Annotated in this window: 26 protein-coding genes; 19 read left to right on the plus strand and 7 right to left on the minus strand. The window is 69.5% G+C overall.

What is annotated here, in order from left to right; all coding sequences use genetic code 11:
* Positions 1 to 62: 62 nt before the first annotated feature.
* Positions 63 to 1,796, minus strand: a complete 1,734-nt coding sequence (locus tag HND92_RS00930; protein ID WP_172205336.1) for a methyl-accepting chemotaxis protein — start codon at positions 1,794 to 1,796, stop codon at positions 63 to 65.
* Positions 1,797 to 1,900: 104 nt separating this feature from the next.
* On the minus strand, positions 1,901 to 3,439 hold the full coding sequence (locus tag HND92_RS00935; RefSeq protein ID WP_172205339.1) for a YifB family Mg chelatase-like AAA ATPase: 1,539 nt from the start codon (positions 3,437 to 3,439) through the stop codon (positions 1,901 to 1,903).
* Positions 3,440 to 3,658: 219 nt separating this feature from the next.
* On the opposite strand from HND92_RS00935, the gene HND92_RS00940 reads away from it, so the two are divergent.
* The 11 genes from HND92_RS00940 (at position 3,659) to HND92_RS00990 (ending at position 13,648) form a co-directional block, all read left to right on the plus strand.
* On the plus strand, positions 3,659 to 4,390 hold the full coding sequence (locus HND92_RS00940; protein WP_172205344.1) for a TorF family putative porin: 732 nt from the start codon (positions 3,659 to 3,661) through the stop codon (positions 4,388 to 4,390).
* A gap of 20 nt (positions 4,391 to 4,410) precedes the next feature.
* Positions 4,411 to 4,749 carry a P-II family nitrogen regulator gene (glnK, locus tag HND92_RS00945; protein WP_011803632.1) on the plus strand — a complete coding sequence of 113 codons (339 nt, stop codon included), beginning with the start codon at positions 4,411 to 4,413 and terminating at the stop codon, positions 4,747 to 4,749.
* A 46-nt stretch (positions 4,750 to 4,795) separates the two neighbouring features.
* Positions 4,796 to 6,223, plus strand: coding sequence for an ammonium transporter (locus HND92_RS00950; RefSeq protein WP_172205347.1), 1,428 nt, complete (start codon positions 4,796 to 4,798; stop codon positions 6,221 to 6,223).
* 141 nt (positions 6,224 to 6,364) lie between these two features.
* Positions 6,365 to 7,315, plus strand: coding sequence for an SMP-30/gluconolactonase/LRE family protein (locus HND92_RS00955; RefSeq protein WP_172205350.1), 951 nt, complete (start codon positions 6,365 to 6,367; stop codon positions 7,313 to 7,315).
* A gap of 103 nt (positions 7,316 to 7,418) precedes the next feature.
* Entirely contained in the window at positions 7,419 to 8,528 is a 1,110-nt protein-coding gene (glcE, locus tag HND92_RS00960) for a glycolate oxidase subunit GlcE (protein ID WP_172205353.1), read from the plus strand.
* A 270-nt stretch (positions 8,529 to 8,798) separates the two neighbouring features.
* A complete protein-coding gene (locus HND92_RS00965; RefSeq protein ID WP_172205356.1) occupies positions 8,799 to 9,596 on the plus strand; it encodes a YoaK family protein in 798 nt (265 codons plus the stop codon).
* Positions 9,597 to 9,622: 26 nt separating this feature from the next.
* Positions 9,623 to 10,861 (plus strand): glycolate oxidase subunit GlcF, encoded by a 1,239-nt coding sequence (gene glcF, locus HND92_RS00970; RefSeq protein ID WP_172205359.1) that lies wholly within the window; start codon positions 9,623 to 9,625, stop codon positions 10,859 to 10,861.
* Between the two features lie 359 nt (positions 10,862 to 11,220).
* Positions 11,221 to 11,790, plus strand: a complete 570-nt coding sequence (locus HND92_RS00975) for a ProQ/FINO family protein (RefSeq protein WP_253940081.1) — start codon at positions 11,221 to 11,223, stop codon at positions 11,788 to 11,790.
* 99 nt (positions 11,791 to 11,889) lie between these two features.
* Positions 11,890 to 12,279 carry a VOC family protein gene (locus HND92_RS00980; RefSeq protein ID WP_253940082.1) on the plus strand — a complete coding sequence of 130 codons (390 nt, stop codon included), beginning with the start codon at positions 11,890 to 11,892 and terminating at the stop codon, positions 12,277 to 12,279.
* Between the two features lie 92 nt (positions 12,280 to 12,371).
* The gene (locus tag HND92_RS00985) at positions 12,372 to 12,842 is read left to right on the plus strand and encodes a GyrI-like domain-containing protein (protein WP_047350197.1); all 471 of its coding nucleotides are present in this window, start codon (positions 12,372 to 12,374) and stop codon (positions 12,840 to 12,842) included.
* Positions 12,843 to 12,919: 77 nt separating this feature from the next.
* Positions 12,920 to 13,648, plus strand: a complete 729-nt coding sequence (locus HND92_RS00990) for a YafY family protein (RefSeq protein ID WP_172205365.1) — start codon at positions 12,920 to 12,922, stop codon at positions 13,646 to 13,648.
* A 266-nt stretch (positions 13,649 to 13,914) separates the two neighbouring features.
* On the opposite strand, the gene HND92_RS00995 is transcribed toward HND92_RS00990, so the two are convergent.
* The 3 genes from HND92_RS00995 to lplT all read right to left on the minus strand — a co-directional run bounded on the left by HND92_RS00995 (position 13,915) and on the right by lplT (position 16,767).
* On the minus strand, positions 13,915 to 14,400 hold the full coding sequence (locus HND92_RS00995; protein WP_172205368.1) for a glutathione peroxidase: 486 nt from the start codon (positions 14,398 to 14,400) through the stop codon (positions 13,915 to 13,917).
* A complete protein-coding gene (locus HND92_RS01000; protein ID WP_172205371.1) occupies positions 14,397 to 15,338 on the minus strand; it encodes a DMT family transporter in 942 nt (313 codons plus the stop codon). The genes HND92_RS00995 and HND92_RS01000 overlap by 4 nt, the downstream gene beginning before the upstream one ends.
* Before the next feature lie 151 nt (positions 15,339 to 15,489).
* Entirely contained in the window at positions 15,490 to 16,767 is a 1,278-nt protein-coding gene (gene lplT, locus HND92_RS01005) for a lysophospholipid transporter LplT (RefSeq protein WP_011803644.1), read from the minus strand.
* Between the two features lie 140 nt (positions 16,768 to 16,907).
* Here lplT and alr point away from each other — a divergent pair, with 140 nt between their 5' ends.
* Entirely contained in the window at positions 16,908 to 18,005 is a 1,098-nt protein-coding gene (alr, locus tag HND92_RS01010) for an alanine racemase (RefSeq protein WP_172205374.1), read from the plus strand.
* A 461-nt stretch (positions 18,006 to 18,466) separates the two neighbouring features.
* Here the strand turns inward: alr and HND92_RS01015 are convergent, their stop codons facing one another.
* The gene (locus tag HND92_RS01015; protein WP_172205377.1) at positions 18,467 to 19,081 is read right to left on the minus strand and encodes a glutathione S-transferase family protein; all 615 of its coding nucleotides are present in this window, start codon (positions 19,079 to 19,081) and stop codon (positions 18,467 to 18,469) included.
* Between the two features lie 147 nt (positions 19,082 to 19,228).
* Positions 19,229 to 19,411, minus strand: a complete 183-nt coding sequence (locus tag HND92_RS01020; protein WP_011803648.1) for a hypothetical protein — start codon at positions 19,409 to 19,411, stop codon at positions 19,229 to 19,231.
* Positions 19,412 to 19,520: 109 nt separating this feature from the next.
* Here HND92_RS01020 and radA point away from each other — a divergent pair, with 109 nt between their 5' ends.
* The 7 genes from radA to HND92_RS01055 all read left to right on the plus strand — a co-directional run bounded on the left by radA (position 19,521) and on the right by HND92_RS01055 (position 26,262).
* On the plus strand, positions 19,521 to 20,903 hold the full coding sequence (radA, locus tag HND92_RS01025; RefSeq protein WP_011803649.1) for a DNA repair protein RadA: 1,383 nt from the start codon (positions 19,521 to 19,523) through the stop codon (positions 20,901 to 20,903).
* Between the two features lie 69 nt (positions 20,904 to 20,972).
* On the plus strand, positions 20,973 to 21,413 hold the full coding sequence (locus HND92_RS01030; RefSeq protein WP_047350206.1) for a hypothetical protein: 441 nt from the start codon (positions 20,973 to 20,975) through the stop codon (positions 21,411 to 21,413).
* Between the two features lie 46 nt (positions 21,414 to 21,459).
* Positions 21,460 to 22,398, plus strand: a complete 939-nt coding sequence (locus HND92_RS01035; RefSeq protein ID WP_047350207.1) for a branched-chain amino acid transaminase — start codon at positions 21,460 to 21,462, stop codon at positions 22,396 to 22,398.
* Positions 22,399 to 22,402: 4 nt separating this feature from the next.
* On the plus strand, positions 22,403 to 22,609 hold the full coding sequence (locus HND92_RS01040; RefSeq protein ID WP_088887884.1) for a zinc-finger domain-containing protein: 207 nt from the start codon (positions 22,403 to 22,405) through the stop codon (positions 22,607 to 22,609).
* Positions 22,610 to 22,711: 102 nt separating this feature from the next.
* Positions 22,712 to 24,019: an O-antigen ligase gene (locus HND92_RS01045; RefSeq protein WP_172205380.1), complete on the plus strand. Its 1,308-nt coding sequence runs from the start codon at positions 22,712 to 22,714 to the stop codon at positions 24,017 to 24,019.
* 9 nt (positions 24,020 to 24,028) lie between these two features.
* Positions 24,029 to 25,186: a glycosyltransferase gene (locus HND92_RS01050; RefSeq protein WP_123675306.1), complete on the plus strand. Its 1,158-nt coding sequence runs from the start codon at positions 24,029 to 24,031 to the stop codon at positions 25,184 to 25,186.
* A complete protein-coding gene (locus HND92_RS01055) occupies positions 25,183 to 26,262 on the plus strand; it encodes a glycosyltransferase family 2 protein (RefSeq protein ID WP_371814833.1) in 1,080 nt (359 codons plus the stop codon). Before HND92_RS01050 ends, HND92_RS01055 begins: the two co-directional genes overlap by 4 nt.
* Positions 26,263 to 26,264 lie beyond the last annotated feature (2 nt).

The following is a 26,264-nucleotide window of genomic DNA, read 5'->3' on the forward strand; positions in this document are numbered from 1 at the left end:
AGCGGGGCTGCGCCTGGTTGCTTTACTGCATTTTTTGGGCTGTAGCGCTTGTTAAATCAGCGCTAACAGCTATAAATAACGTAGCAAAACGGGGCGGGTGGGGCATCCCCGCCCGGGGCACTCAGAAGGCTTCCCAATCGTCGTCGCTGTGGCGCGCGGCGGCCGGGGCCGCCTTGGCCGCTGCCGGGCGGGCGGGCGCCGCCAGCGTGCGCGCTGCTGCGGGGGCTTGGTCGTTGTGGTCGTTGTGGCCGGTGCGGGCCGGCGGAGGGGGCGGGCGCTGCCGCTGCCGCTGCCGTTGCCGTCTGGGCGGCCTGCAGGCCTTCCACGCGGAACACGCTCACTGCCTGGGCCAACTGGCCAGCCTGGGCCTTGAGCGAGCCCGTGGCGGCGGTGGCTTCCTCCACCAGTGCGGCGTTCTGCTGCGTGACCTGGTCCATCTGCGTGATGGCCTGGTGCACCTGCTCGATGCCCGCGCTCTGCTCCTGGCTGGCGGCGGTGATCTCGGCCACCAGGTCGCTCACGCGCTGCACGCTCTGCACGATGGCGTCCATGGTGCGGCCGGCTTCCTCGACCTGGTGGGAGCCTTCCTCCACCTTGGCGACCGAGTCGCCGATCAGGCCCTTGATGTCCTTGGCGGCAGCCGCGCTGCGCTGTGCCAGTGCGCGCACCTCGCCGGCCACCACGGCAAAGCCGCGACCCTGCTCGCCGGCGCGCGCGGCCTCCACCGCGGCGTTCAGCGCCAGGATGTTGGTCTGGAAGGCGATCGAGTCGATCACGCCGATGATGTCGCTGATCTTGCGGCTGCTGGCGTTGATGGCGCCCATGGTCTGCACCACGCCGGCCACCACCTGGCCGCCCTGCGTGGCCGTCTGCGCGGCGGAGGAAGCCAACTGGTTGGCCTGGCGCGCGTTGTCGGCGTTCTGGCGCACGGTGCTGGTCAGCTGCTCCATCGAGGCGGCGGTTTCCTGCAGCGAGCTGGCCTGCTCCTCGGTGCGCGAGGACAGGTCCTGGTTGCCTGCGTCGAGCTGGCTGGACGCCGTGGCGATGCCGTCGGTGCCCGAGCGCACGCGCGCCACCACCTGCGACAGGCTGGCGTTCATCTCCTGCAGCGCCTGCAGCAGCTGGCCGGTCTCGTCGCGCGAGTCGACCTGCACGCGGCTGGTGAGGTCGTTGGCCGCCACGGCGCGCGCCACCTGCACGGCCTGCGCCAGCGGCCGCGTGATGCCGCGTGTGAGCCACCATGCGCACAGGGCGCCTGCGCCCAGGCCGAGCACGCCCAGCACGATCAGCCACAGCCGGCTTTGCCCATAGGTGACATTGATCCCCTGCGCCGTGGCGTCGATGCGGGCGCGTTGCATGTCCAGCAGGCGCTGGATCAGCGCCACGTACTGGTCGGTGGCGGGCAGGTACACCTGGGTGAGCAGGCGTTCGGCCTCCTCCAGCTGGCCCTCGGCCTTGGCCTTCACGGCCTGGTCGCGCGAGGACAGGTAGGTCACGCGCGCCTTCTGGATGTCGGCCCACAGGGCCTTTTCCTCGTCGCTGGTGAGCAGTGTTTCGATACGCTTTTGCAGCTCGGCCGATTCGCGCGTGGAGGTGGCGGTGTCCGCCGCGAAGAACTGGCCGAGCGAGGGGTCCGTGCTCTTGACGATGGCCGAGGTGCGCCGCGCCGCGCTGTACACGTAGCGGTACCAGTCGCTGATCATGCGCTCCACCGCCAGGGGTTGCTGCGTCATCTCGTTGGTGGCTTGCGCCACGGTCTGCAGGCGCCATACGCCAAAGGCCGTCATCAGGGCCATCAGCAGCAGGACAGGGCGAAGCCGCCTCCCAGGCGGGTGCCGATGCTGAGGTTTTTCATAGGATCTTCAGGAGGATTCAAACAAGGAAGGGCAGCGGTGGCGCGTCACGCCGGTGCGCGCAGGACGCGCCGGTATTGCACGGCTTCGGCCACATGGGCGGCGCCCACGGTCCCGCAGCCCGATAGATCGGCAATAGTACGTGCAACCTTGAGGGCCCGGTGCGTGCTGCGCGCCGACCACGCCAGGCGCGCCGCCGCGGCCTGCAGGAACCGCGCGGCCGGCGCGTCCAGCGCCGCCATCTGTTCCAGCTCCTGGCCCTGCAATGCCTGGTTGGCCTTGCCCTGGCGCTGGAGCGCTCGTTCGTGCGCGCGGGCCACGCGTTCGCGCACGGCGCCGCTGGGTTCGCCGGGCGGGGCGCCCAGCAGTTCCTCGGGCGGCAGCGCGGGCACCTCCACATGCAGGTCGATGCGGTCCAGCAGCGGGCCGCTGAGCTTGCCCTGGTAGCGCGCGATCTGGTCGGGTGTGCAGCGGCAGGCGCGCTGGTGCGAGCCCGCAAAACCACAGGGGCAGGGGTTCATGGCCGCCACGAGCTGAAAGCGCGCCGGGAACTCGGCGCGCTGCGCCGCCCGGGCAATGGTGATGCGCCCGCTCTCCAGCGGCTCGCGCAGCGCCTCCAGGGCGCTGCGGGCGAATTCGGGGAATTCATCGAGGAACAGCACGCCTTCGTGCGCGAGCGAGATCTCGCCCGGGCGCGGCGGCGAGCCCCCACCCACCAGCGCGATCGCGCTGCAGCTGTGGTGCGGGCTGGCTGTGGTGCGCTGCATCCACTGCGCGGGGGTGAAGCGCCCGGCCAGGCTGGCAATGGCCGCGCTCTCCAGCGCTTGCTCCACCCCCATCGGGGGCAGCAGCCCGGCAAAACGCTGGGCCAGCATGGACTTGCCCGAGCCCGGGGGCCCCACGAGCAGCAGCCCGTGCCCGCCTGCGGCAGCGATCTCCAGTGCGCGCTTGGCCGCGGCCTGCCCCTTCACGTCGGCCAGGTCCGGGCCATCGGTGGCCGGGGCCGGCGGCGCGGGTTGCAGCCGCTGCCAACCGCCGTCGTCCGCGCCATCATCGTTCGGCGGGGGCACGGGCACGAACTGGCGTACCACGTCCAACAGGTGGTGCGCGCGGTAGATCTCGGTGCCCGGCACCAGCGCAGCTTCTTCGGCGCTGCCGGGGGGAAGCACCGTGCGTACGGGCTGCGCCAGCGCGCGCAGCGCCAAGCTGGTCGCCAGGGCGCCGCGCACCGGGCGCAGCAGGCCCGACAGCGATAGCTCGCCGGCGAACTCCCAGCCGTCCAACCGGGCCGCGTCGATCTGCCCGCTCGCGGCCAGGATGCCCAGCGCGATCGGCAGGTCGAAGCGGCCGGAGTCCTTGGGCAGATCGGCCGGCGCCAGGTTCACGGTGATCTTCTTGTTGGCCGGGAATTCCAGCCCGGCGTTCTGCAGCGCGGAGCGCACGCGCTCGCGCGCCTCCTTGACCTCGACATCGGCCAGGCCCACCAGCGCGAAGCTGGGCAACCCGTTCGCCAGGTGTACTTCCACCGTAACGGCGGGCGCGTGCAGGCCCAGCAGGGCGCGGCTTTGCACCAAAGCAAGACTCATCGCAACGGATCTCCCCAGGCATGTGCGTGCAACCATGGCGACGGGATGCGCCAGGGGGCGGCCCTGCACCAGGCTGGTGCGAAATGCGCCGGGCTGCAACCCCTGTGACTGCACGTATGTCTCAGGATGGTACCCGGCAGGCCGTCGCGGGGCGGATTTCGGGGTGGCACGGTCCATGCATTGAGGGGGTGTCAACCGTCGCCCAACACTGGAGGAACCATGCACCGCTTTTCCCTCAAGACCCTGGCCCTCGCTTTTGCGGCCGTCGCCGTACCGGGCCTTGCCAGCGCCCAGCTCACTGCCAATGTGTCGCTGACCAGCAACTACAAGTTCCGCGGCCAGGACCAGGACGTGAACCGCATCAAGGCCGTGAACCCGGCCATCCAGGGCGGGTTCGACTACAGCTTTGGCGACAGCGGCTTCTACGTGGGCAACTGGAACTCCAGCGTGGACTGGCTGTCCGGCAACTCCATCGAGGCCGACTTCTACGGTGGCTACAAATTCAAGGCCGGCGAGGTGGACCTGGATGTGGGCGCGCTCACGTATGTGTACCCGGGCAACACCAGCGGCAACACCACCGAGCTGTACGGTGCGGCCACGTACGGCCCGTTCACGGCCAAGTACTCGCACACCGTGTCCAAGGATTACTTCGGCTGGGCGGGCGCCAAGACCTCCAGCAACCGCGGGCGCAACACGGGCTACCTGAACCTGGCGTTTGCGCAGGAGGTTGCGCCCAGCGTCACGCTGAAGGCGTCCGTGGGCTACACGCGCTTCGCCAGCGACATCAAGGATCTGGGCGTGCCCAATTACGTGGACTACAGCGTGGGCGGCGCCTACGACTTCGGCGCCGGCCTGTCGTTGTCCGCGGCGGTTGCCGGAGCCAACAAGAAGGGCTTCTTCGGCGATGCCAACAAGGCCCGCCTGATCGTCTCCCTCACCAAGACCCTTTAACTCTCGACAAGGAACCGATCATGAAAATGGTCACCGCCATCATCAAACCCTTCAAGCTCGACGAGGTGCGCGAGTCCCTGTCGGACATCGGCGTGCAGGGCATCACCGTGACCGAGGTGAAGGGCTTCGGCCGCCAGAAGGGCCATACCGAGCTGTACCGCGGCGCCGAGTACGTCGTGGACTTCCTGCCCAAGGTGAAGATCGAGGCCGCCGTGGCCGACGAGCTGGTGGAACGCGTCATCGAGGCCATCGAAGGCGCGGCCCGCACCGGCAAGATCGGCGACGGCAAGATCTTCGTGGCGCACCTGGAGCAGGTGGTGCGCATCCGCACCGGCGAGACCGGCCAGGAAGCCCTGTGAGCGCGCGCCGCACAGGCATTCGTCCCTCCCGACCCAGAGATCTGCCATGAAAAAACTATTTGCTTCCCTACTGATCGGTGCAAGCCTGCTGGCCGGTGGCGCCGGCGCGCTGGCCCAGACACCCGACGCGGCCGCGGCGGCTTCGGAGCCCGTGGCCGTCGCCCCCGCGCCTGCGCCCGCTGCCGAGCCCGTCGCAGCACCTGCTGCGGCACCCGCACCCGCACCCGCGGCAGCGGCGCCCGCCGCGCCCAAGGTGGACTCGGGCGACACCGCCTGGATGCTGACCTCCACGCTGCTCGTGATCCTGATGATCATCCCGGGCCTGGCCCTGTTCTACGGGGGGCTGTGCCGCACCAAGAACATGCTGTCCGTGCTGATGCAGGTGTTCGTGATCTTTGCCCTGGTGTCGCTGCTGTGGTCCATCTATGGCTACAGCCTCGCGTTCTCCGGCGAGGGCCAATTCGTGGGCGACCTGTCCAAGCTTTTCCTGAAGGGCGTGAGCCAGGAAACCTTTGGTGCGCTGGCGACCATTCCCGAATACGTGTTCATCGCCTTCCAGGGCACGTTCGCGGCCATCACCGTGGCGCTGATCGTGGGCTCCTTTGCGGAACGCATGCGTTTTGCGGCCGTGCTCATCTTCGCGCTGCTGTGGTTCACCTTCAGCTACGTGCCCATGGCCCACATCGTGTGGGGTGGCGGCCTGCTGGCGGCCGACGGCGCGCTCGATTTTGCGGGCGGCACCGTGGTGCACATCAATGCCGGTATCGCGGGCCTGGTGGGTGCCTACATGGTGGGCAAGCGCATCGGCTTTGGCCGCGAAGCGTTCACTCCGCACTCGCTCACGCTGACCATGGTGGGCGCCTCGCTGCTGTGGGTGGGCTGGTTCGGCTTCAACGCCGGCTCTGCAGGGGCCGCCAACACCGTTGCGGGCCTGGCCTTCGTGAACACCGTTCTGGCCACCTCGGCCGCCACGCTGTCGTGGATTGCCGGCGAAGCGCTGCACAAGGGCAAGGCCTCCATGCTGGGCGCGGCCTCGGGCGCGGTGGCCGGCCTGGTGGCGGTCACGCCCGCCGCGGGCTTCGTGGGCCCCATGGGCTCCATCGCGATCGGCCTGATCGCCGGCCTGGTCTGCCTGTGGGGCGTGAGCGGCCTGAAGAAGATGCTGAACGTGGACGACGCCTTCGACGTGTTTGGCGTGCATGGCGTGGGCGGCATCGTGGGCGCCATCCTCACCGGCGTGTTCGCGGCCCAGGGCCTGGGCGGCACCGGCGGCCTGACGCCCGACACCTTCAGCATGGGCGCGCAGGTGTGGGTGCAGGTCAAGAGCGTGCTGTTCACCATCGTGTGGTCGGGCGTGGTGTCCTTCATCGCCTACAAGGTCGCCGACCTGCTGGTGGGCCTGCGCGTGAGCGAGGAAGCCGAGCGCGAGGGCCTGGACATCACCTCCCACGGCGAGACGGCCTACCACCGCTGAGCGGCGTTGAACGGCGGGCGCCGCGTGGTGGCGCGGCGGCCCTCCGACTACAAGCGAGTAACTCCCTGTCCCGTGTTTGGGCCCGCCCTTGGCGGGCCTTTTCTTTGTGCGGCGCGCAGGCCCGGGGCCAATAATGCCTGCATGAACACTGCCTGGACGCCCCTGGCCGCCGCGCCTGCGCAACTCGGCGAATCTCCCTTCTGGCACCCCCTGGAGTCCCGTCTGTACTGGGTGGACATCGCCGGCCGCGCGCTGTGGCGCAGCGGCGTGCACGGGAGCGATGCGCAATGCTGGCCCCTGCCGGCCGAGCCCGGCTGCATCGCGCCGGCGCGCCAGGGGGGCACACCCGCAGGCCTGGTGGTGGCGCTGCGCGACCGCATCTGCCACGCGCCGCGCTGGGGCGGGCCGCTCCTCACGCTGGCGAACTTGCCCATCGACCCGGCGACCGAGCGTGCCAACGACGGCAAGTGCGACGCGCTCGGGCGCCTGTGGGTGGGTACGGTGCATGAGCCCGCCCAGGGCCCGCGCCAGCCCGTCGCTGCGCTGTACTGCATCGACCTGCGCGGCGGGGACCAGGACGGCCCCGATGCTCCCACGGTGCGCCGCATGCTGGACGGCGTGGCCACCGCCAACGGACTGGCCTGGTCGCCGGACGGGCGCACGCTGTATTGGAGCGACACGCCCTCGCACACCATCCGCGCGTGGGACTGCAACGCCCAGTTGGAGCCCATCGGGGCGCCGCGTGTGTTGCACCGCTTTGCGACGCGCGATGAGGCAGTCCCCTATGGCGGCCGCCCTGACGGTGCCGCTGTGGATGTCGAAGGCGCCTACTGGTGCGCGCTGTACGAGGGCGCGCGCGTGCTGCGCTTGTCGCCGCGCGGCGAGGTGCTGGCCGAGCTGCCCACGCCGCTGTCCTGCCCCACCATGCCCTGTGTGGGTGGGCCTGACGGGCACACGCTGTTCGTCACCTCTGCACGCAAGGGCCGCAGTGCCGATGAGCTGGCGCGCTGGCCCCAGTCGGGGCGGGTGCTGTCCACCCGCGTGGCCGTGGCGGGGTTGCCCGTGGCCTGGTGCGAGATCGGCCAGCGCTGACCCCTGCGGCGCGCATGGCTGCCGGCGCCATTCACGCCGCGCGTTCAAAAAAATCAAACCTGCGTCCCGGCCGGCCGAAAGGGCAGGGCAGTACCATCGCCGGATGGACGCAGCCCTTCGCCAGATCATCGACCGCGTGCGCGACAGCGCAGACCGCCGCAGCGCCGTGCGCATCTGCGGCGGAGGCACCAAAGACTTCCATGGCCCGGGCGCGCCGCAGCATGCTGGCGAGCCGCTGGACATGCGGCCCCTGGCCGGCATCGTGAGCTACGAGCCCAGCGAACTGGTGGTGACCGCGCTGGCCGGCACGCCGCTGGCGGAGTTGGAGGCGCTGCTCGCGCGCCATGGCCAGAGCCTGCCGTTCGAGCCGCCACGCTTTGCCGAAGGCGGCACCGTGGGGGGCATGGTGGCGGCCGGCCTGTCGGGCCCGGCGCGCGCCAGCGTGGGCGCGGTGCGCGACTACGTGCTGGGCGTGGAGATCATCAACGGGCGCGGCGAGCTGCTGCGCTTTGGCGGGCAGGTGATGAAGAACGTGGCGGGCTATGACGTCTCGCGCCTCATGGCCGGGGCCTGGGGGCAGCTCGGCGTGATCACCGAGGTCAGCCTGAAGGTGCTGCCGGTGCCGCCGGCCGAGGCCACGCTGCGCTTTGACTGCGACCAGGCCGAGGCGCTGCGCCGCCTCAACGCCTGGGGCGGCCAGCCGCTGCCGCTCAACGCCAGCTGCTGGGTCGAGGATGCGGGCCGCGGCCAGCTCTACTTGCGCCTGCGTGGCGCGCAGGCGGCGGTGCAGGCCGCCTGCCGCAGCATGGGAGGTGAGTTGCAAGACACTCCCACCGTGCCTAACGACTGGCAGGCTTGCCGCGACCAGCGCCTGCCCTGGTTCGCCGCGCGCGCGGCAGACCATGCGCTGTGGCGCCTGTCGGTTCCCCAGACCGCGCCCGTGCTGGCATTGCCCGCGGGCGTGGCGCCGCCGCTGGTGGAGTGGCACGGCGGTCTGCGCTGGGTGCAGGCGCTGCCGCAGCACGGCGATGCGCTGCACGCACTGGCCGCCGAGGTGGGGGGTAGTGCTTCTCTATTCATAGCTGCTAGCGCAGATGGGATAAGCGCTAGAGCCGTTTTTGATGCAAATTCTGCGGCGCTTGCTGCGATCCACCAGCGGCTCAAGCAGGCGTTCGACCCGGCCGGCATCTTCAACCCCGGGCGCCTCGTCTAGGGCCTGTTCACACTATTTTTGCCAGATGCGTTGCGATCAAAAAGGGCCAGGCGCAAGGCGCCAAACGAAGCTGGGGTGCTACCCCAGCGAGGCTTGGCAACGCCGCGAATGGCCCTTTTTGATCGCAACCCGGAGGGAACGGAGTGAAAACCGCGCCATTCGTCGTTGCCCTCCTAGCCAAGGCCCCGGCCTTGGCGTCGTCACGCGCCTAGATTGGCGCGGTTTTCACGCCATTCGCACTGGCAAAAATAGTGTGAACAGGCCCTAGCCATGCGCCTGCTGCGCCACCTGACCGGGCAGCACCGCACCACGGTCACCAACCGCACGCTGGGCCTGCTGCTGGCGTTCAACGCGGGGGCGATCAACGCGGGGGGCTTTCTGGTCGTGCACATGTACACCTCGCACATGACGGGCTTCCTTTCGCTGGTGGCCGACAACCTGGTGCTGGGCAACATGACGCTGGTGCTCAGCGCCATCGGCACGCTGTGGGCGTTCATGTCGGGCGCGGGCTCCACGGCCATCCTCGTCAATTGGGCGCGCCACCAGCACCTGCGCAGCGGCTTTGCGCTGCCGCTCTTGCTGGAGGCGGTGCTGATGCTGCTGTTCGGCCTGATGGGGGCCATCACGCTGGGCTGGCGCACGCCGTTCGCCGTGCCGCTCACGGTGCTGCTGCTGGCCTACATCATGGGGCTGCAGAACGCGGTGGTGACCAAGATGTCCTCGGCCCAGATCCGCACCACGCACATGACGGGCATCGTCACCGACCTTGGCATCGAGATGGGCAAGGCCCTGTACTGGAACCGCAGCGGCACGCCGCGCGAGTCGCAGGTGCATGCCAACAAGGCGCGCCTGCGCATGTTCGCCAGCCTGCTGGGCATGTTCACGGCCGGCGGCGTGGTCGGCGCGGCGGGCTTCAAGTACGTGGGCTTCATCTGGGTGGTGCCGCTCGCGTCCATCCTGCTGGCGCTGTCGCTGCCCCCCCTCGCCGCCGACCGCCACCGCCTGGCCCAGCTGTGGCGCGCGCGCCGCGCCCCCGCACCCGCCGAAGACGCCCCCGCGCGCCGCTAACCCCTCCACGATCTCCACGACACACCATGCAGACCCAGCTCGCACCCCAGTACCAGGGCACGCCCGAAGGGCAGGAGGCCGAGGCCATCCTGCGCAAATGCGTGCACTGCGGCTTTTGCACTGCCACCTGCCCCACCTACCAGTTGCTGGGCGATGAGCTGGACGGCCCGCGCGGGCGCATCTACCTCATCAAGCAGGTGCTGGAAGGGGCCGATCCCACGCGCAAGACGCAGTTGCACCTGGACCGGTGCCTGACCTGCCGCAACTGCGAGAGCACCTGCCCGAGTGGCGTGCAGTACGGGCATCTGGTGGACATCGGCCGGCGCATCGTCGAGGAAAAGGTGCCGCGCCCGCGCGGCGAGGCGGCGGCCCGCTGGATGCTCAAGGAAGGCTTGCCATCGCCGCTCTTTGCCCCGGCAATGAAGGTGGGCCAGGCCGTGCGCGGCCTGCTGCCCGAGCGCCTGCGCGCCAAGGTGCCGCCGCGCCAGGACGCGGGCGCCTGGCCCACGCGCAGCCATGCGCGCAAGGTGCTGCTGCTGGAGGGCTGCGTGCAGCCGTCGATGGCGCCCAACATCAACAATGCCACGGCACGCGTGCTGGATGCTGCAGGCATACAGACCGTGGTGGCGCGCGAGGCGGGCTGCTGCGGCGCGGTCAAGTTCCACCTGAACGATCAGGAAGGGGGCCTCGCCCAGATGCGCGCCAACATCGACGCCTGGTGGCCCTACGTGGAACGCGGCGAGGTGGAGGCCATCGTCATGAATGCCTCGGGCTGCGGCGTCACCGTGAAGGAATACGGCCACCTGCTGCGCAACGACGCGCAGTACGCCGAGAAGGCGGCGCGGGTGAGCGCCCTCACGCGCGATCTGTCGGAACTGCTGCCCGATCTGGTGGAGCGCCTGCGCGGGCGCATCCAGCCTCCCGCGGCCCCGCTGGCCTACCACCCGCCCTGCACCCTGCAGCACGGGCAGAAGCTGCGCGGCGGCGTGGAGCGGCACCTGGCGGCGCTGGGCTTCGAGCTGCGCGTGGCGCGCACCGAGTCGCACCTGTGCTGCGGCTCGGCCGGCACCTACTCGGTGCTCAACCCGGAACTGTCGTACCAGCTGCGCGACCGCAAGCTGGGCGCGCTGGGCGAGGCCTTCACCGAGCAGCCGCCTGCGGCCATCCTCTCGGCCAACATGGGCTGCATCACCCACCTGCAAAGCGGCACGGGCATTCCCGTGAAGCACTGGGTGGAGGTGCTGGATGCCGCATTGCTGGCATGATGACGGGTTTTGACCGCCGCGCGGGGCGGGCTTTCGGGGCCCGGCCGCGCGCTTTCGAGCCATGAACGACACCGTGAACGCACCCGCTCCGATCCACGAAGAAGGCGTGCCACCCATCGCCGCTGCGGTCCCCGCGGCCGAAGGCCATGCGACACCGGAGAGCCCCGCGTCGGCCAGCCCGGCACCTGCCGCTGACAGCGGCGCCGCACGCGCGCCCAGGGCCAATCGCCGCGGCGGCCGTGGCCGCGCGGGGGGCGGCGTGAGTCGGGAGCGCAGGCCACAGGCGATGCGCCCCAGGCCGGCGCCAAGGGCGGCCCGCGGCGGGTGCACCCCGCCGTACGCATCCGCTGCTGGAGCAGTTGGCGGGCTGGTATCCGCACTTGTTCGGTGCGCAGTTCCTGCCGCTCAAGCGCGGCATCTTCCAGGACCTGCTGGCCGCGCATGGCGAAGCCATCGACAAGGACGCGCTCAAGCTCGCCCTCTCCATCCACACGCGGTCCACGCGCTATCTGAATGCGGTGGCCCAGGGCATGAAGCGCCACGACCTGCAGGGCCAGCCCGTGGAGGACATGGCGCCCGAGCATGTGCACCACGCGCTGCTGGAGGTGTTCCGCCGGCGCAAGCCGCAGGACGGCGAGGACCTGACGGCCAAGCTGCGCCGGCGCATTGCCCAGGCGTTCGAGGCCAGCGGCCTCACGCGCGAGGCCTATGACGCGCTGGTGCGCGGCCGCGACGAGAAGGCCAACGCCCTGCTCGATGAAGCCTTTGCCGAGGTGGCCGAGCGCGATGCCAAGGCCGAGGCGCTGCTGCGTGCCTTCGAGGCCAGCGGCCAGACCCCCGAGGCCTTTGCCGATATGTACGGCCTGCCCGCTCGGCAGGCTGCGCAGATGCTCGAGCGGGCACGCCAGCGCCGCGCACCGGGCGCCTGAGCGCGGCGCGAGGGGTGGTGACAGGCTGCTGACACGACGCTGTCAGCAGCTTCCCCGCAGCATGGAGGCCTTCGCAACATGCTTTCAAGGAGCCCCTCCATGACCATCCCCTCATCCAGCCAGGCCATCAACTGGTTCGAGATTCCGTGCGCCGATCTCGGCCGTGCGCAGTCCTTTTACGAGCGCATGCTGGACCGGCCCATGCGCCGCGAAGACTTCGGCAGCGAACCCATGGCCCTGTTCTCCAAGGACGATCCCGCGACGGGCGGCTGCCTGGTGGCGGGCCCGCAGCGCCGCGCGGCGCCTGACGCGGGCGTGCGCATCTACCTGGACTGCGAGCCCAGCGTGGAGGCGGCTTTGGCCCGTGTAGTGCCTGCCGGTGGCCAGGTCGTGGATGCCTGCACGCAGCTGCCCCAGGGCATGGGGTACATCGCCCACGTGCGCGATACCGAGGGCAACACCATCGGCCTGCACGCCATGGCGCGCTGAGGCGCCGGCTCGCACACCCTGCTGACACCCCGTTGTCAGCAGGGTGGCGGCAGCATCGGCGCGTTCTTGGATTCCGTTCAGGAGAGATTTCCATGATCCCAATCACCGTCCAGGTGCCGGCGTTCAGCGTGGCGGGCGTTGCCGTGCGCACCTGCAACCGAGACGAGGCCCAGCCCGAACGGGCGCGCATAGGCGCACTGTGGGACCAGTTCTTCACCGAAAGCTGGGCGCGCCAGTTGCCCGGCCCCGGGGCCGACGGGCGCCTCTACGGCGTCTACAGTGCCTATGAGTCCGATCAGCATGGCGCCTTCGACGTGACGGCCGGCGTGTCGGCCGCCGTGCAGGCCGATCCGCCGGTGGGCGCGGCCCGCATCGAGGTGCAGCCGGGCAGCTATCTGGTGTTCCACTGCGAGGGACCCATGCCGCAGATGGTGCTCGACGCCTGGGCCGCCGCGTGGCGCTACTTCGAGGAACATCCGGAGGTGCGGCGCCGCTTCGACACCGACTTCGAATGCTACGAGGGGCCGGAGTGCGTCGCCCTGCACATCGGCGTGCTGCTCTGAGTGCAGGCCCGGGCGCTGTCCTGCCTGGCACCCGGCACCGTACCATGCGGACCATTCCTTCCGTGGCCTGAGATTCCATGCGCCGTGCCGACCGCCTGTTCCAGATCGTCCAGCTCATCCGGGGCCGGCGCCTGTCCACGGCCGCCTTTCTCGCCGGGCGGCTGGAAGTGTCGCTGCGCACCATTTACCGCGACGTGGCCGACCTGCAGCACCAGGGCATACCCATTGAAGGCGAGGCCGGCGTGGGCTACCGCCTGGGCGCGGGATTCGAGCTGCCGCTGCTGATGTTCAGCCAGGGCGAGGCCAACGCCCTCGTGGCCGCCGCGCGGCTTGCGCAGACCTGGGTCGATGGCGGCATGGCGCGCGAGATCGAGGGTGCGCTTGGCAAGATCCTCTCGGTGCTGCCGCCCGCCGCGCGCGCGGCGGCCGAGGCGCAAGCGCTCTACGCGCCGGGCTCGGGGCTGGATACGCTCGCCCAGGCCGCGCTGCAGGCGCTGCGCGAGGCCGTGCAGTCCTGCCATGTGGTGCGGCTTGACTACGCCGACGTGCAAGGTCGGTCCAGCCTGCGGCGCGTGCGGCCGCTGGGCTGCTTCTATTGGGGCAAGGTGTGGACGCTGTCGGCCTGGTGCGAGCTGCGCGATGACTTCCGGGGCTTTCGCATCGACCGCATCGCGGCCTTCGAGGTGCTGGACGAGCGCTTTCGCCAGGAGCCCGGCAAGACCCTGGCCGACCTGCTGCGCCAGGTCGAGGCCCGGATGCGTGACTGCCCGGCCGAGGGGCTGGACGGCGCCGCGTTCTCCTCCTGACCTTTTTGCTCCTCCGCTGCGTGGATGGAATGTTGGCCATGGCGCTGTCTTGCTGTCGACTGCAGTCCAGCGCCGGGCCTGCACGCGCTGCAAACCTGCCCCACGGCGTACCCACGCAGCATGGCACGGTGAGAACCGCGGGCCGTGGCCCGCTTGCTGCCTTGGCTGGTCTTGGCAGGCCCGGAGGCCGGTATCGGGGCTGTACTTGCCGCGGCCTTTGTGGAGCGCGCATGTCGCGCCGGACCGCTTGTGAAAACCGCTTGGCTTCAGGCCGCCAGCGCTGCCTCGATGTCGCCCGTGAGCTTCTCGGGAGCCTCCTGCGGCGCGTAGCGGCGGATCACCTGGCCGTCCCGGCCGACCAGGAACTTGGTGAAGTTCCACTTGATCGCCTTGGTGCCCAGCACGCCGGGCGCTTCGGCGGTGAGCCAGCGGTACAGCGGGTGCGCGTCGCTGCCGTTGACGTCGATCTTGGACATCATGGGAAACTGCACGCCATAGTTGCGCAGGCAAAAGCCCGCGATGGCGTCGTTGCTGCCCGGGTCCTGGTGGCCGAACTGGTTGCACGGAAAGCCGAGCACTACCAGCCCGCGCGGCCCATAGCGTTCGTGCAGCGCCTGCAGGCCGGTGAACTGCGGCGTGAAGCCGCAGGCGCTGGCGGTGTTGACGATGAGCAGCACCTGACCGCGGAAGTCGCTCAGTGGCTGGGGTGCGCCGTCGATGCGTGTCGCGTCGAAGTCATACGCAGTGGTCATGGGGCCTCCGGTCGTGTGTCCGTCACCTTATCACTGGGGGCATGGGGTGTGCCTGCTGCATGCACCCGCGGCCGCCAGACCGACCAGCCGGCCGCCAGCAGGATCAGCGCGCCGCCGGCGAGGGTCCCGCCCGTCAGCTGTGCCGCGCCCAGCAGCGTCGAGGAGCCGCTGGCGAACACCACCTCCGACAGCATGATGATCGCCGTCGTCCCTGCCGCCAGGCGCGCGGCGCCAAACTGCAGCGCCCAGTTGCCGATCAGCAGCACGACCGCCAGAAGCGCCGCCACCCAGGCCCAGGTGGCGTTCAGCGGTGGAAAGGGCGGCACCAGGCCCAGGGATCGGCCCAGCTGGGCCGCCAGCAGCGCCATGAGCATGCAGCCGCCGAACATGGCGACCATGCGCGCCTGGCCCGGGACGGCGTGCAGGCGGCGCAGGGTGACGTTGGTCACGGCAAACGTGAAGCCGCCGAGGATCGCGAGCAGATCGGCCAGCGTCAGGGCGGCGAGCAGACGCGGCAGGCCGCCCTCGGCGGGCCACAGCACCAGCAGCACGCCGCTGAAGGCCAGCAGCAGCCGCGCCAGCGCCTGCGGCGTGGGCCGCTCGCCCAGGAAGCGCCAGGCCAGCAGCACGCTCCAGGCCGGCATCAGATAGAACAGCAGGATCACGCGGACCACGTCGCCAATGGTGATGGCCCAGTTGAAGGCCACATTGTTCAGGCCCGAGCACAGCGCCAGCAACCACAGAGCCCGGTGCTGCCGCAGCTGCGCGGAAATGCCCGGCCGCAGCGCCAGCAGCACAAGGAGGATGGCCCCATACATGAGCGCCGTGGCCCACAGCGGGTGCAGTCCCGCGCCGTGCATCTGCCGGAACGGCCACCAGGACAGTCCCCAGATGAAGGCGTTGAACAGCAAGGCCAGGGCGGGAAGCGGAGATTGCATGCAAAAAGTGGCCGTAGCGCTTATCTGGCAAGCGCAAACAGCTATCAAAAACAGAGTGGTGAAGGCGCGAAGACGCCCAGCCTTTGCGGCGCATTGTGCCGGCGCGACGGCGGGCGCGCGGGGCTGCGCAGGGGTAGCCCCACGCACCGGTTCAGTGGTGGTCGTGCCGGGCGATGGAGAGCAGGTGCTCCACTTCCTCGGGATGGCTGCGCACGTTGTGCGCGTGCCAGCGGCCGATCAGCCACATCACGCCCGCCACCAGCATGCCGAAGGCCGTGATGGCACCGAAGGCCGACAGCCCGAACTTGGTGGACAGGCTGTAGAACGCGCCCATGCCGAGGATGGCGGCCTGCTCGTTGAAGTTCTGCACGGCAATGGAGCGGCCCGCGCCCATCAGGTTGTGGCCCCGGTGCTGCAGCAGCGCGTTCATGGGCACGACCAGGAAGCCCCCCAGCCCGCCCAGCAGGATCAGGAACGGAATGGCCAGCCAGATGTTGCTGATGACATTCATCAGGATCACCAGCAGGCCCATGGCGATGCCCATCGGGATCACGCGCGTAGCCATGTCCAGGCGCATGTGCAGGGACGCCGCCACCGCGCCCGCGGCCGTGCCGATGGCCACCACGCCCACAAGGGCCGAGGCCTGCGTGGTGCTGTAGCCCAGGGCCGCGGCGCTCCAGGCCAGCACGATGTAGCGCAGGTTGCCCGACACCCCCCAGAACAGCGTGGTGGTGGACAGCGAGATCTGCCCGAGCTTGTCGCGCCACAGGCGCCCGTTGCAGGTCCAGAAGTCGGGCAGCAGCGCCAGCGGGTTGGGCGGCAGGGGGCGCATCTCCACGCCCGTGTGCGGGATGCGCAGGTTGAACCACGCCGCCAGCATGTACACCGGCACCAGCGCCAGGATGGCGGCTTCGGCCGCGAGGTCGATGCCCAGATCGATGCCCGGCATGTCCAGCGCCAGCAGATGGCTGGCGATGTGGGGTGCGACCAATTGGCCGCCCACGAGCACGCCCAGGATGATGGAGGCGATGGTCAGCCCCTCGATCCAGCCGTTGGCCTTGACCAGCTGTGATGCGGGCAGCAGCTCGGTGAGGATGCCGTACTTGGCCGGCGAATACGCCGCCGCGCCCAGGCCCACCACGGCGTAGGCCAGCAGCGGGTGGTGGCCGAACAGCATCATCAGGCAGCCCACCACCTTGATGGCATTGCTGATGAACATCACCCGCCCCTTGGGCATGGAGTCGGCGAATGCGCCCACCCACGGCGCCAGCACCACGTAGAACAGCGCGAACATGGGCACCAGCGCTGCGCGCTGCCACTCCGGCGCGCCGCTCGTACGCAGCAGTTCCACCGCGGTCACGAACAATGCGTTGTCGGCCAGCGAGCTGAAAAACTGCGCCGACATGATGGTGTAGAAACCGCGCTTCATCGGGTGGCTGGTGGCTCCATCAGCGGGAATGATGGCCTGTGAAAATTCGAAACACTCCGAGGAGCGACGGGCGGTTATATCACGCGACCCTGCGCGCCCAGTGCCAGAATGGCCCCCGTCCAGTCCGTAGAAACACCCCCATGCCGCGCCCCATTCTTGCGACCATCCACCCCGCAGCCGTGCACCACAACCTGGAGCGCGCGCGCCGTGCCGCGCCCGATGCGCGCGTGTGGGCGGTGGTCAAGGCCAACGCCTACGGCCACGGGATCGAGCGCGTGTTCGAAGGCCTGCGCGCCGCCGACGGTTTCGCTTTGCTGGACCTGGCCGAGGCCGAGCGCGTGCGCGCTCTCGGCTGGCGCGGCCCGGTCCTGCTGCTGGAGGGCGTGTTCGAGCCGCGCGACCTGGAGCTGTGCTCGCGCATGGGCCTGTGGCATGCCGTGCACTGCGATGCGCAGATCGACTGGCTGGCCGCGCACAAGACGCAGGTGCCGCACCGCGTGTTCCTCAAGATGAACTCCGGCATGAACCGCCTGGGCTTCACGCCCGAGCGCTACCGCAGCGCCTGGGCGCGCCTGAACGCGCTGCCCCAGGTGGACGAGATCTCGTGCATGACCCACTTCAGCGACGCCGACGGCCCGCGCGGCATCGCGCACCAGGTGCAGGCGTTCCAGACCGCCACGCAGGACCTGCCGGGCGAGCGCTGCATCGCCAACAGCGCCGCGCTGCTGCGCCACGGCGGTGATGCGCAGGTGCGGCTGGACTGGGTGCGCGCGGGCATCGTGCTGTACGGCAGCGCGCCCGACCATCCCGAGCGCCGCGCGGCCGACTGGGACCTGCAGCCCACCATGACGCTGGCTTCGCGCATCATCGGCGTGCAGCAGCTGCAGGCGGGCGACACCGTGGGCTACGGCTCGCGCTTCACGGCGCAGGGGCCGCTGGGCATCGGTGTCGTGGCCTGCGGCTATGCCGACGGTTATCCACGCCACTGCGATACCGGCACGCCCGTGCTGGTGAACGGGGTGCGCACGCGCACCATCGGGCGCGTGAGCATGGACATGCTGGCCGTGGACCTCACGCCCGTGCCCGGAGCGGGGCTGGGGGCCGAGGTCACGCTCTGGGGCCGCGCCGCCAACGGCGCCGTGCTGCCCATCGACGAGGTAGCGCAAGCGGGTGGCACCATCGGCTACGAGCTGATGTGCGCGCTGGCACCGCGCGTGCCCGTGGTGGTGCAGGACTGATTCCATCCATGGCCCGGGTGCGCGGCTGCGCGGGCGCCTCGTGGCGCGGCATGCGCCTGCCGCAGCGGCTGCAGGAGGGCCTGCGCCAGCGCCATGCCCTGCGGCTGCATGGCTGGTGCATCGGCAGCCTGATCCTGGGTGTGATGTGGGCGGTGTCCCACACACAGATGGCGCTGGGCGTGCCGTCGCTGGCGCTGCGCTACCTGGTCACGCTGGGCGTGGGATATGGGGTCTATCTGCTGGTGTTGCGTCTGTGGGCCGCATGGCTGCTGCGCCGGCGCAGCGATACGGGCGACGCGCCCGACGGGCTGGACCTGCTACCCGATGCCGGCTGGCCCGCCGGCCCCGGGCCGCAGGGCCCCGCACCACCTTTGCACGGCGGTGGCGGCGACTTTGGCGGGGCGGGCGCGACAGGCCGGGGCCTCGCAAGGGGCGCCGGCCTTTTTTGGGGGGCCTGGGCGTCAGGCCAGGGCGCGCTGCACCGCGGGGCGCTGCGCCATGCGGTGGGAGTGCGCGTGCACCTTGGGAAACTGCGCGATGTCCACGCCGTCGCTCTTGAGCCAGCCCGCAACGGTGAAGAGGTAGCCGTCGGCCACCGAGTACTGCTCGCCCAGCACCCACGGGCCTTCGCCCAGGTAGTGGCGCTCGATCAGCGTGAAGCACTCGGTCATGTTGGCGGGCACCTTGCGCTGCATGGCGGCCTGGGCCTCGGGCTCGTCGGCCCAGCGGCTGGCGCGCGGGCGGTGGGCGTGGGCGATGTGCACGGTGGAGGCCAGGTAGCTGTGGAATTCCTGCAGGCGCGCGAAGCCGAAGGGGTCGGCGGGCGCCAGGCGCGCATCCGCGAAGCGCTGCGCCACGTAGGCCAGCAGGGCGGGGGTCTCGGTGAGCGTTCCGTGCTCGGTCACCAGCGCGGGCACGCGGCCCTTGGGATTGACCGCGAGGTACTCGGGCGAGCGCTGCTGCTGGCTGGCGAAGTCCACGCGGACCAGGGTATAGGGTGCTTGCGCTTCCTCCAGCGCGATGCGCACGGCCTGTGCGCAGGTACCGGGGGTGAAGTAGAGGGTGAGAGAGGTCATGGACGGCGGGCGTGATCGAGGATGGATGATCGTATCTATAAAAAGAGGAGCGGCTTGCGCTCAATCCCAGGTCATTTCGATGCAATAAGTACCTGAATGTGGCTTGTGGCAAGCGCTGGCAGCTCCTTTTTTTGATGCACCAGGAACTCAGGAGCCCACGCTGGCCGGCTGCGCGCCGGGCAGGGGCGCGGCGGGCGCCGAGGGCTTGGGCACGGCGGGGACCGAGGGCAGGTGCGGCGGATCGGCGGGCTTCTTGTCGCAAGCGGCCAGCGCCAGTGCGCAGGCGGTCAGCAGCGGCGCGGCCAGGGCGCGAAGTGTCGGCAGGGGCATGGCGGGTCCTTCCGGAGTCGGTGTTCGCCCGGCGGGGCGGCACTGCCCGTTAGGATAGGACAGATCCCCCGCGCCGGCCCACCGCCGGCCTACGCTGCGTCCTGCCACCATGGCCAAAGAAAAAACCATCTTCTCCTGCACCGAATGCGGTGGCACCAGTCCGCGCTGGCTGGGCAAATGCCCCTCCTGCGGTGCGTGGAACACCCTGATCGAATCCGTGCCCGACGCCGGACCGGGCAAGAACCGCCTGAGCGGGGCCGGCCAGTACGCGGGCCTGGCCCAGGCGCAGGCGGTGATGCCGCTGGCCGCCATCGAGGCGACCGAGGTGGCGCGCACTGCGAGCGGCATCGAGGAACTGGACCGCGTGCTGGGCGGTGGCGTGGTCGAGGGCGGAGTGGTGCTCATCGGCGGCGATCCGGGCATCGGCAAGTCCACGCTGCTCTTGCAGGCGATGGACGCGCTGCAGCGCGCGGGCCTGCCCACGCTGTACGTGACGGGCGAGGAGAGCGGCGCCCAGGTGGCGTTGCGTTCGCGCCGGCTGGGGCTGGATGCGAGCCAGGTGAACGTGTTGGCCGAGATCCAACTCGAAAAAATCCTCGCCACCGTGGAGGCCACGCAGCCCGCGGTGTGCGTCATCGACTCCATCCAGACCGTCTATTCCGACCAGCTCACCAGCGCCCCCGGCTCGGTGGCCCAGGTGCGCGAGTGCGCGGCCCACCTCACGCGCATGGCCAAGGCCACGGGCATCGCCGTCATCCTGGTGGGCCACGTGACCAAGGAGGGTGCGCTGGCCGGCCCGCGCGTGCTGGAGCACATGGTGGACACGGTGCTGTACTTCGAGGGAGACACGCACAGCAGCTTCCGTCTGGTGCGCGCCATCAAGAACCGCTTTGGCGCCGTGAACGAGATCGGCGTGTTCGCCATGACCGAGAAGGGCCTCAAGGGCGTGGCGAACCCCAGTGCCATTTTCTTGAGCCAGCACAGCGAGCCGGTGCCCGGCAGCTGTGTGCTGGTCACGCTGGAGGGCACGCGGCCGATGCTGGTGGAGATCCAGGCGCTGGTCGACGGCGGCGGCCCCAGCCCACGGCGCCTGTCGGTGGGGCTGGAGCGCGACCGCCTGGCCATGCTGCTGGCCGTGCTGCACCGCCACGCGGGCGTGGCCTGCGCCGACCAGGACGTATTCGTCAATGCCGTAGGGGGCGTGCGCATCAGCGAACCCGCGGCCGACCTGGCCGTGATGCTGGCCATCACCAGCAGCCTGCGCGGCAAGGCGTTGCCCAAGGGCTTCATCGCGTTTGGCGAGGTGGGCCTGGCTGGCGAGGTGCGCCCCGCGCCGCGTGGCCAGGAGCGCCTGAAGGAAGCCGCCAAGCTGGGCTTCACGGTGGCCGTGGTGCCCAAAGCCAATGCGCCCAAGAAGCCGATCGCCGGGCTGGAGATCCACGCAGTGGAGCGCGTGGACGAGGCCATGACTGCCGTGCGCGGGCTGGACTGACGCGTCGTGTCGCTGGGGCTACGCAGCTTCCACAGCGGCGCCGGTGGTGCTGCGTAGGACAATGCGGCCATGAATCTGCGCAAGATATTGATCCCGGCGGGCATCGTCGTCCTGGTCATCGCCGCCTACCGCGCCTATGGTCCGCAGGGCATCCTCACCGTGAGCGGAGGGCTGGTCATGTGGGGGCTGCTGCATTACACGCGGCTCATGAACGTGATGCAGAAGGCGCGTAACCACCCGATCGGCTACGTGGGCAGCGCGGTAATGCTCAATGCCAAGCTGAAAGCCGGTGTGAACCTGCTGCACGTGGTCGCCATGACGCGCGCCCTGGGCCAGCAACTGTCGGCGGACGGCCAGCAGCCCGAGCTCTACCGCTGGACCGACGGCACGCAGTCGCACGTGACCTGCGAGTTTGTCAACGGTCGCCTGGTGCGCTGGGAACTGGTGCGACCCGCCCCGCAGGAGGACGCCGGCCCGACTGCCGCCGCCAACCCGGCGGACGAATCGTAGAATTGCGTGCTTTGCGACCCACGCAGTTCTCTCGAAAAGGATCTCCATGAGCCCCGTTGTTCCCTCCATGGCCGACCGTGACGGCAAGATCTGGATGGATGGCCAGATGGTGGATTGGCGCGACGCCAAGATCCACGTGCTGACCCATTCGCTGCACTACGGCTGCGGCGCCTTCGAAGGCGTGCGCGCCTACAAGACGGAGCAGGGCACGGCCATCTTCCGCCTGGAAGAGCACACCAACCGCCTGTTCAACAGCGCCAAGATCCTGCGCATGACGATCCCCTTCACCAAGGACGAGGTGAATGAGGCACAGAAGGCCGTGGTGCGCGAAAACCAGCTCGAATCCTGCTACCTGCGTCCGCTGACGTGGATCGGCTCGGAAAAACTGGGCGTCTCGCCCAAGGGCAACAAGATTCACCTGATCGTCGCCGCCTGGGCCTGGGGCGCGTACCTGGGCGAGGAAGGGATGCAACGCGGCATCCGCGTCAAGACCAGCAGCTTCACGCGCCACCACGTCAACATCACCATGACGCAGGCCAAGGCGTCGAGCAACTACACCAACTCCATCCTGGCCAACATGGAAGCCACCGATGATGGCTACGACGAAGCCCTGCTGCTGGACAGCGCCGGCTTCGTGTCCGAAGGCTCGGGCGAGAACGTGTTCATCATCAAGGACGGCGTGGTGTACACCCCCGACCTGTCGGCCGGCGCGCTCAACGGCATCACGCGCAACACCGTGTTCCACATCTGCAAGGACCTGGGCCTGGAGCTGGTGCAAAAGCGCATCACGCGCGACGAGGTGTACATCGCCGACGAGGCCTTCTTCAGCGGCACGGCCGCCGAGATCACCCCGATCCGCGAACTGGACCGCGTGCAGATCGGCAGCGGCAGCCGCGGCCCGCTGACCGAGAAGATCCAATCGGCCTTCTTCGACATCGTGAACGGCCGCAATCCCAAGTACGCCCACTGGCTCACCAAGGTCTGAACCCATGTCACAAGCCATCGTTGAACTGCTGGCCAAGGATCTCAACCTCCAGGGCGGCGTGTATTGCCCCAGCCCCAAGGCCGACATGAAGCTCTGGAACAGCCACCCCAAGGTCTACCTGGACGTGGCCCACACGGGCGAGGCCAAGTGCCCCTACTGCGGCACCGTGTACCGCCTGAAGGCGGGCGAGGTTGTCCACGCCGGGCATTGATGCGGCGTTCGCGCCACGCCTGTGTTGGCACCCCCGTCGCGTTGGCGGTGGTGCGTTGATCACTGCAGGGCTGATCCGCAGGCTCTGGGCTGCGTACTGTTCATGACCCTTGAAAACCTTCTGGGCCCAGGCCCCTGGCCTCGCCGGGTCGCCACGGCGGCCTTGTTCCTGCTGCCTGCGCTGGCGTTGACGGTGCAGTCAGGCTACTCCTATGGCGCCGTGTTGCTGCTGGTTGGTGCGCTGTGCTCTGCGCACCGATGGCCTCGTCTGCCGCAGGATCGCTGGACCTGGAGCTTTGCGGCCATCATGCTCGGCATGGGCATCCTCTGGTTGGTATTGGCCAATCCCCTGGAGGGACTGGGAGGATGGGACCGACCGTCCAAATTCGCTCTGGGTATTGCCTGCCTGTTGTTTGTGAGCCCTGTAGGGCCTCGGCCGCGCGCCCAGTTCTGGGGGTTGGTGGCAGGTTGTGCGGGCGCCGGCGCCGTCGCGCTGTGGCAGGTGTACGTGGAAGGGGCTCCGCGTGCCTCGGGCTTCCCGACGGGCAGGACCAATGCCATTCAGTGGGGCAACCTGGCACTCTTGCTGGGCACCATGCTGGCCGTGCAGACCATTGCGTTGCGCGAGCATCTCAACCGTCGGGACGTAGCACTGGCATGTATCGCCGTGCTGTTGGCATTCAACGCTTCTGTTCTTTCACAGTCCCGTGGCGGCTGGCTGGCGCTGTTGCTGGCGGCGCCGTGGGGTCTGTATCTGCTGTGGCGCTTTTTCTGCCGCGAACTGTGGCGCACCCTGGCGGGTGCTGCCATTGCGCTGCTGGTGCTGGGCGCAGCCAATCATGCGGTGCTGGCAGAGCGCTGGGACATCATGGAGCAGGAAGTGCTGATCTACGGCACCGAACGTGCGGCCGACACCTCCGTGGGTCAGCGGCTGGAGCACTGGCGCTTTGCCTGGGAGGTGGGGCTGGAGAAGCCTCTCCTCGGTTGGGGCATGCGCGGGTATCTGGCCGAAAAGGAAAAGCGGGTGGCGGCGGGGCAGTACGAGCCCTCCATCCTTGAATACATCTACACCCACAACGAACCCCTGGATATGTTCATCAAGGCGGGCCTTGTGGGCGTGCTGTTGCTGCTGCTGTTCTATGCGGTGCCGCTGGGCATGTTCTGGCCCACCCGCGCGCGCATGGCCGCCTACGCGGGGCAAGCGGCCGAGGTGCGTGCGCAGGTGCTGGCGCTGCGCATGGCGGGCGTGTGCATTCCGTTGCTGTATGCGGGATTCGGAATGACGCAGGTCTTCTTTGCACACAACAGCGGGATCATGTTCTACCTGTTCATGGTGATGACCACCTGGTCGGCGGTGCGCGGCATGGACGCGCTGTACGCGGGCAAGGGATCCGCTGCGGCTGCGGCATAAGGCCACGCCATGGTGTCTGCGGCGTCTGCCCCTGGCCTTCCCGGCGCGGCCGGCACCCCGGCCGTGCGCCGGCCGCGGGTGCTGCATTTCGTGACGGGCGGGTTTTCCGGCGCCACGCAGGTGGCCGTGGATCTGGTACGAGCGCACGCGGCTTCGGGCCGCTGCGAGGCCTTGCTGGTGCTGCGCCGCAAGCGGCACACGCGCAACGAACGCGTGCAGGCCCTGCGGGACCAGGGGCTGGCGGTGGAAACCGTGGCCGGCTGGGCGCACGTGGCCACCATCTGGCAGCTGGTCGCGCTCTGCCGGCGTTTCCAACCCGATGTGCTGGTGGCCCATGGGTTCAGCGAGCATTTATGGGGCCGCTATGCCGGGTTGATCGCCGGCGTGCCCCACCTGGTGCATGTAGAGCACAACTCCCGCGAGCGCTACACCGCCTGGCGGCTGCGCCAAGCCCTGTGGCTGGCTGAGCGCACCGACCTCATCGTGGGCGTCTCCGAAGGCGTGCGCCAGAGCCTGCTCGCGCGTGGCTTCCCCGCCGCCAAGACCGTGGCCATTCCCAACGGCATCGCGCTGGGGCCGTATGAGCTGGCGCGCCATCCCGCTTGGGCCGACCGTGTGCCGGGCATCGTCATGGCCGCGCGCTTTGCGCGCCAGAAGGACCATGCCACGCTGCTGCGCGCCGTCGCGCTGCTGCGCGATCGCGGCCTCACGCCGCCCGTCAAACTGGCCGGCGGCGGCAAGGCGGCGGCGCAGCGGGCGGCGCGCAAGCTGTGCACGGCCCTGGGGTTGGACGGGCAGGTGGAATTCCTGGGCCATTGCGGTGATGTGCCGGGACTGCTCATGGGCCACCGCATCTGCGTGCTGGCCACGCACTACGAGGGCATGCCGCTGTCGCTGATCGAGGGCATGGCCGCAGGCTGTGCGGTGGTGGGCAGCCGTGTGGTGGGCGTGCAGGAAATCATCGATGACGGCCGCAATGGCCTGCTGGCCGCGCATGCCGATCCCGCATCGCTGGCCGACGCACTGGAGCGGCTGCTAGTGCGCGATGACGAGGCGCAGCGCATGGCCCAGGCCGCGCAGGAAGATGCCCGGCACCTGTACAGCCTGCAGACCATGACGAAGCGGTACGAGGACCTGCTGCTGCGGGGGCTGGAGGTTGCTCAGTGAGCGGCGCCGTGCGCGCGCCGGCTGCGCCCTGGCTCAGCATCCTGGTGCCGGTCTACAACGTGCAGGACTATCTGCAAGCGTGTCTCACCTCCGTGGTGGAGCAGGTGGCGCAACTGCCGCTTGCCGTGGAGGGGGGGGCAGGCGTGGAGGTGCTGGTGCTCGACGACTGTTCCACCGATGGTTCGCGTGCACTGATGCAGCAATTGGCGCAGCGCTGGCCCGGCCGGCTGACCCTGATGCGCCACGCGGTCAACCAGGGCCTGAGCGCCGCGCGCAACACCATGATCGACGCCACCCGCGGTGAATACCTCTGGTTCCTGGACTCCGACGACAAGCTGCTGCCCGGTGCGCTGGCCGGTTTACAGGCCACCGTGCAGCGCCATGCCCCGGATGCGGTGCTGTGCGACTTCATGGTGTGGCGCGAGCGTACGCAACTCAAGCACCGGCTGCGCGGCGAGGGCCATCGCGCCACCTTTGCCGGCCCGGCGGGGGGGCTTCAGCGCGACCGCGCTGCGCTGCTGACGGGCGTGTTGATGACCGGGCAGTTGCATGCCTGGTCCAAGGTCACACGGCGCGCGCTGTGGGGCGCAGACCTGCGCTTTCCCGCGGGCCGCTACTTCGAGGACATGGCCGCCATGCCGCTGGCCCTGCTGCGCGCGCGCAGCTATTGCTACATGCCCCAGCCCTGGGTGGCCTACCGCCAGCGCGGCAGCAGCATCCTGGCGACGATGACCCTGCCCAAGGCGCTCGATCAGTCACGGGCATTGGGCGCGTTTGCCCAGGCGCTGCGCACGGCCGAGGCCGAAGGGGCCTTGCCTGCCAGCGCGGCGCTGCATTTCGCCCTGGCCCACCAGAGTGCGCGCAACCTTGCCGGCGCGGCGCGCTTCCTGGAGCGGGCCGATCTGCCCGTGGCCGAACGCCGAGTCGCAGCGCAGCGATTGCGTGACGACTTCGCTGCGGCATCGCCGTTGTCGGCGCAGGCCTTGCTGCGCGCCTACGTGCGGCGCGGCTGGTGGCTGCGCGCTCTGCGGCTGCGCCGTGCCTGGGGTGTCGTGGCGGTCGAAGCAAAGGGCTGACC

Source organism: Diaphorobacter sp. JS3050 (assembly GCF_013154915.1).
In the GTDB taxonomy this organism is placed as follows: Bacteria; Pseudomonadota; Gammaproteobacteria; order Burkholderiales; family Burkholderiaceae_C; genus Diaphorobacter; species Diaphorobacter nitroreducens.

Coding starts and splice junctions, on each gene's coding strand:
- glcE (WP_172205353.1), top strand. CDS start 7,419: ATGGACGCAGCCCTTCGCCAGATCATCGACCGCGTGCGCGACAGCGCA.
- HND92_RS01030 (WP_047350206.1), top strand. CDS start 20,973: ATGAATCTGCGCAAGATATTGATCCCGGCGGGCATCGTCGTCCTGGTC.
- HND92_RS00955 (WP_172205350.1), top strand. CDS start 6,365: ATGAACACTGCCTGGACGCCCCTGGCCGCCGCGCCTGCGCAACTCGGC.
- HND92_RS01050 (WP_123675306.1), top strand. CDS start 24,029: ATGGTGTCTGCGGCGTCTGCCCCTGGCCTTCCCGGCGCGGCCGGCACC.
- HND92_RS00950 (WP_172205347.1), top strand. CDS start 4,796: ATGAAAAAACTATTTGCTTCCCTACTGATCGGTGCAAGCCTGCTGGCC.
- HND92_RS00935 (WP_172205339.1), bottom strand. CDS start 3,439: ATGAGTCTTGCTTTGGTGCAAAGCCGCGCCCTGCTGGGCCTGCACGCG.
- HND92_RS01015 (WP_172205377.1), bottom strand. CDS start 19,081: ATGACCTCTCTCACCCTCTACTTCACCCCCGGTACCTGCGCACAGGCC.
- glnK (WP_011803632.1), top strand. CDS start 4,411: ATGAAAATGGTCACCGCCATCATCAAACCCTTCAAGCTCGACGAGGTG.
- HND92_RS00930 (WP_172205336.1), bottom strand. CDS start 1,796: ATGGCCCTGATGACGGCCTTTGGCGTATGGCGCCTGCAGACCGTGGCG.
- HND92_RS00980 (WP_253940082.1), top strand. CDS start 11,890: ATGACCATCCCCTCATCCAGCCAGGCCATCAACTGGTTCGAGATTCCG.
- HND92_RS00940 (WP_172205344.1), top strand. CDS start 3,659: ATGCACCGCTTTTCCCTCAAGACCCTGGCCCTCGCTTTTGCGGCCGTC.
- lplT (WP_011803644.1), bottom strand. CDS start 16,767: ATGAAGCGCGGTTTCTACACCATCATGTCGGCGCAGTTTTTCAGCTCG.
- glcF (WP_172205359.1), top strand. CDS start 9,623: ATGCAGACCCAGCTCGCACCCCAGTACCAGGGCACGCCCGAAGGGCAG.
- HND92_RS01045 (WP_172205380.1), top strand. CDS start 22,712: ATGACCCTTGAAAACCTTCTGGGCCCAGGCCCCTGGCCTCGCCGGGTC.
- HND92_RS00965 (WP_172205356.1), top strand. CDS start 8,799: ATGCGCCTGCTGCGCCACCTGACCGGGCAGCACCGCACCACGGTCACC.
- radA (WP_011803649.1), top strand. CDS start 19,521: ATGGCCAAAGAAAAAACCATCTTCTCCTGCACCGAATGCGGTGGCACC.
- HND92_RS00990 (WP_172205365.1), top strand. CDS start 12,920: ATGCGCCGTGCCGACCGCCTGTTCCAGATCGTCCAGCTCATCCGGGGC.
- HND92_RS01040 (WP_088887884.1), top strand. CDS start 22,403: ATGTCACAAGCCATCGTTGAACTGCTGGCCAAGGATCTCAACCTCCAG.
- alr (WP_172205374.1), top strand. CDS start 16,908: ATGCCGCGCCCCATTCTTGCGACCATCCACCCCGCAGCCGTGCACCAC.
- HND92_RS01000 (WP_172205371.1), bottom strand. CDS start 15,338: ATGCAATCTCCGCTTCCCGCCCTGGCCTTGCTGTTCAACGCCTTCATC.
- HND92_RS00985 (WP_047350197.1), top strand. CDS start 12,372: ATGATCCCAATCACCGTCCAGGTGCCGGCGTTCAGCGTGGCGGGCGTT.
- HND92_RS01020 (WP_011803648.1), bottom strand. CDS start 19,411: ATGCCCCTGCCGACACTTCGCGCCCTGGCCGCGCCGCTGCTGACCGCC.
- HND92_RS00995 (WP_172205368.1), bottom strand. CDS start 14,400: ATGACCACTGCGTATGACTTCGACGCGACACGCATCGACGGCGCACCC.
- HND92_RS01035 (WP_047350207.1), top strand. CDS start 21,460: ATGAGCCCCGTTGTTCCCTCCATGGCCGACCGTGACGGCAAGATCTGG.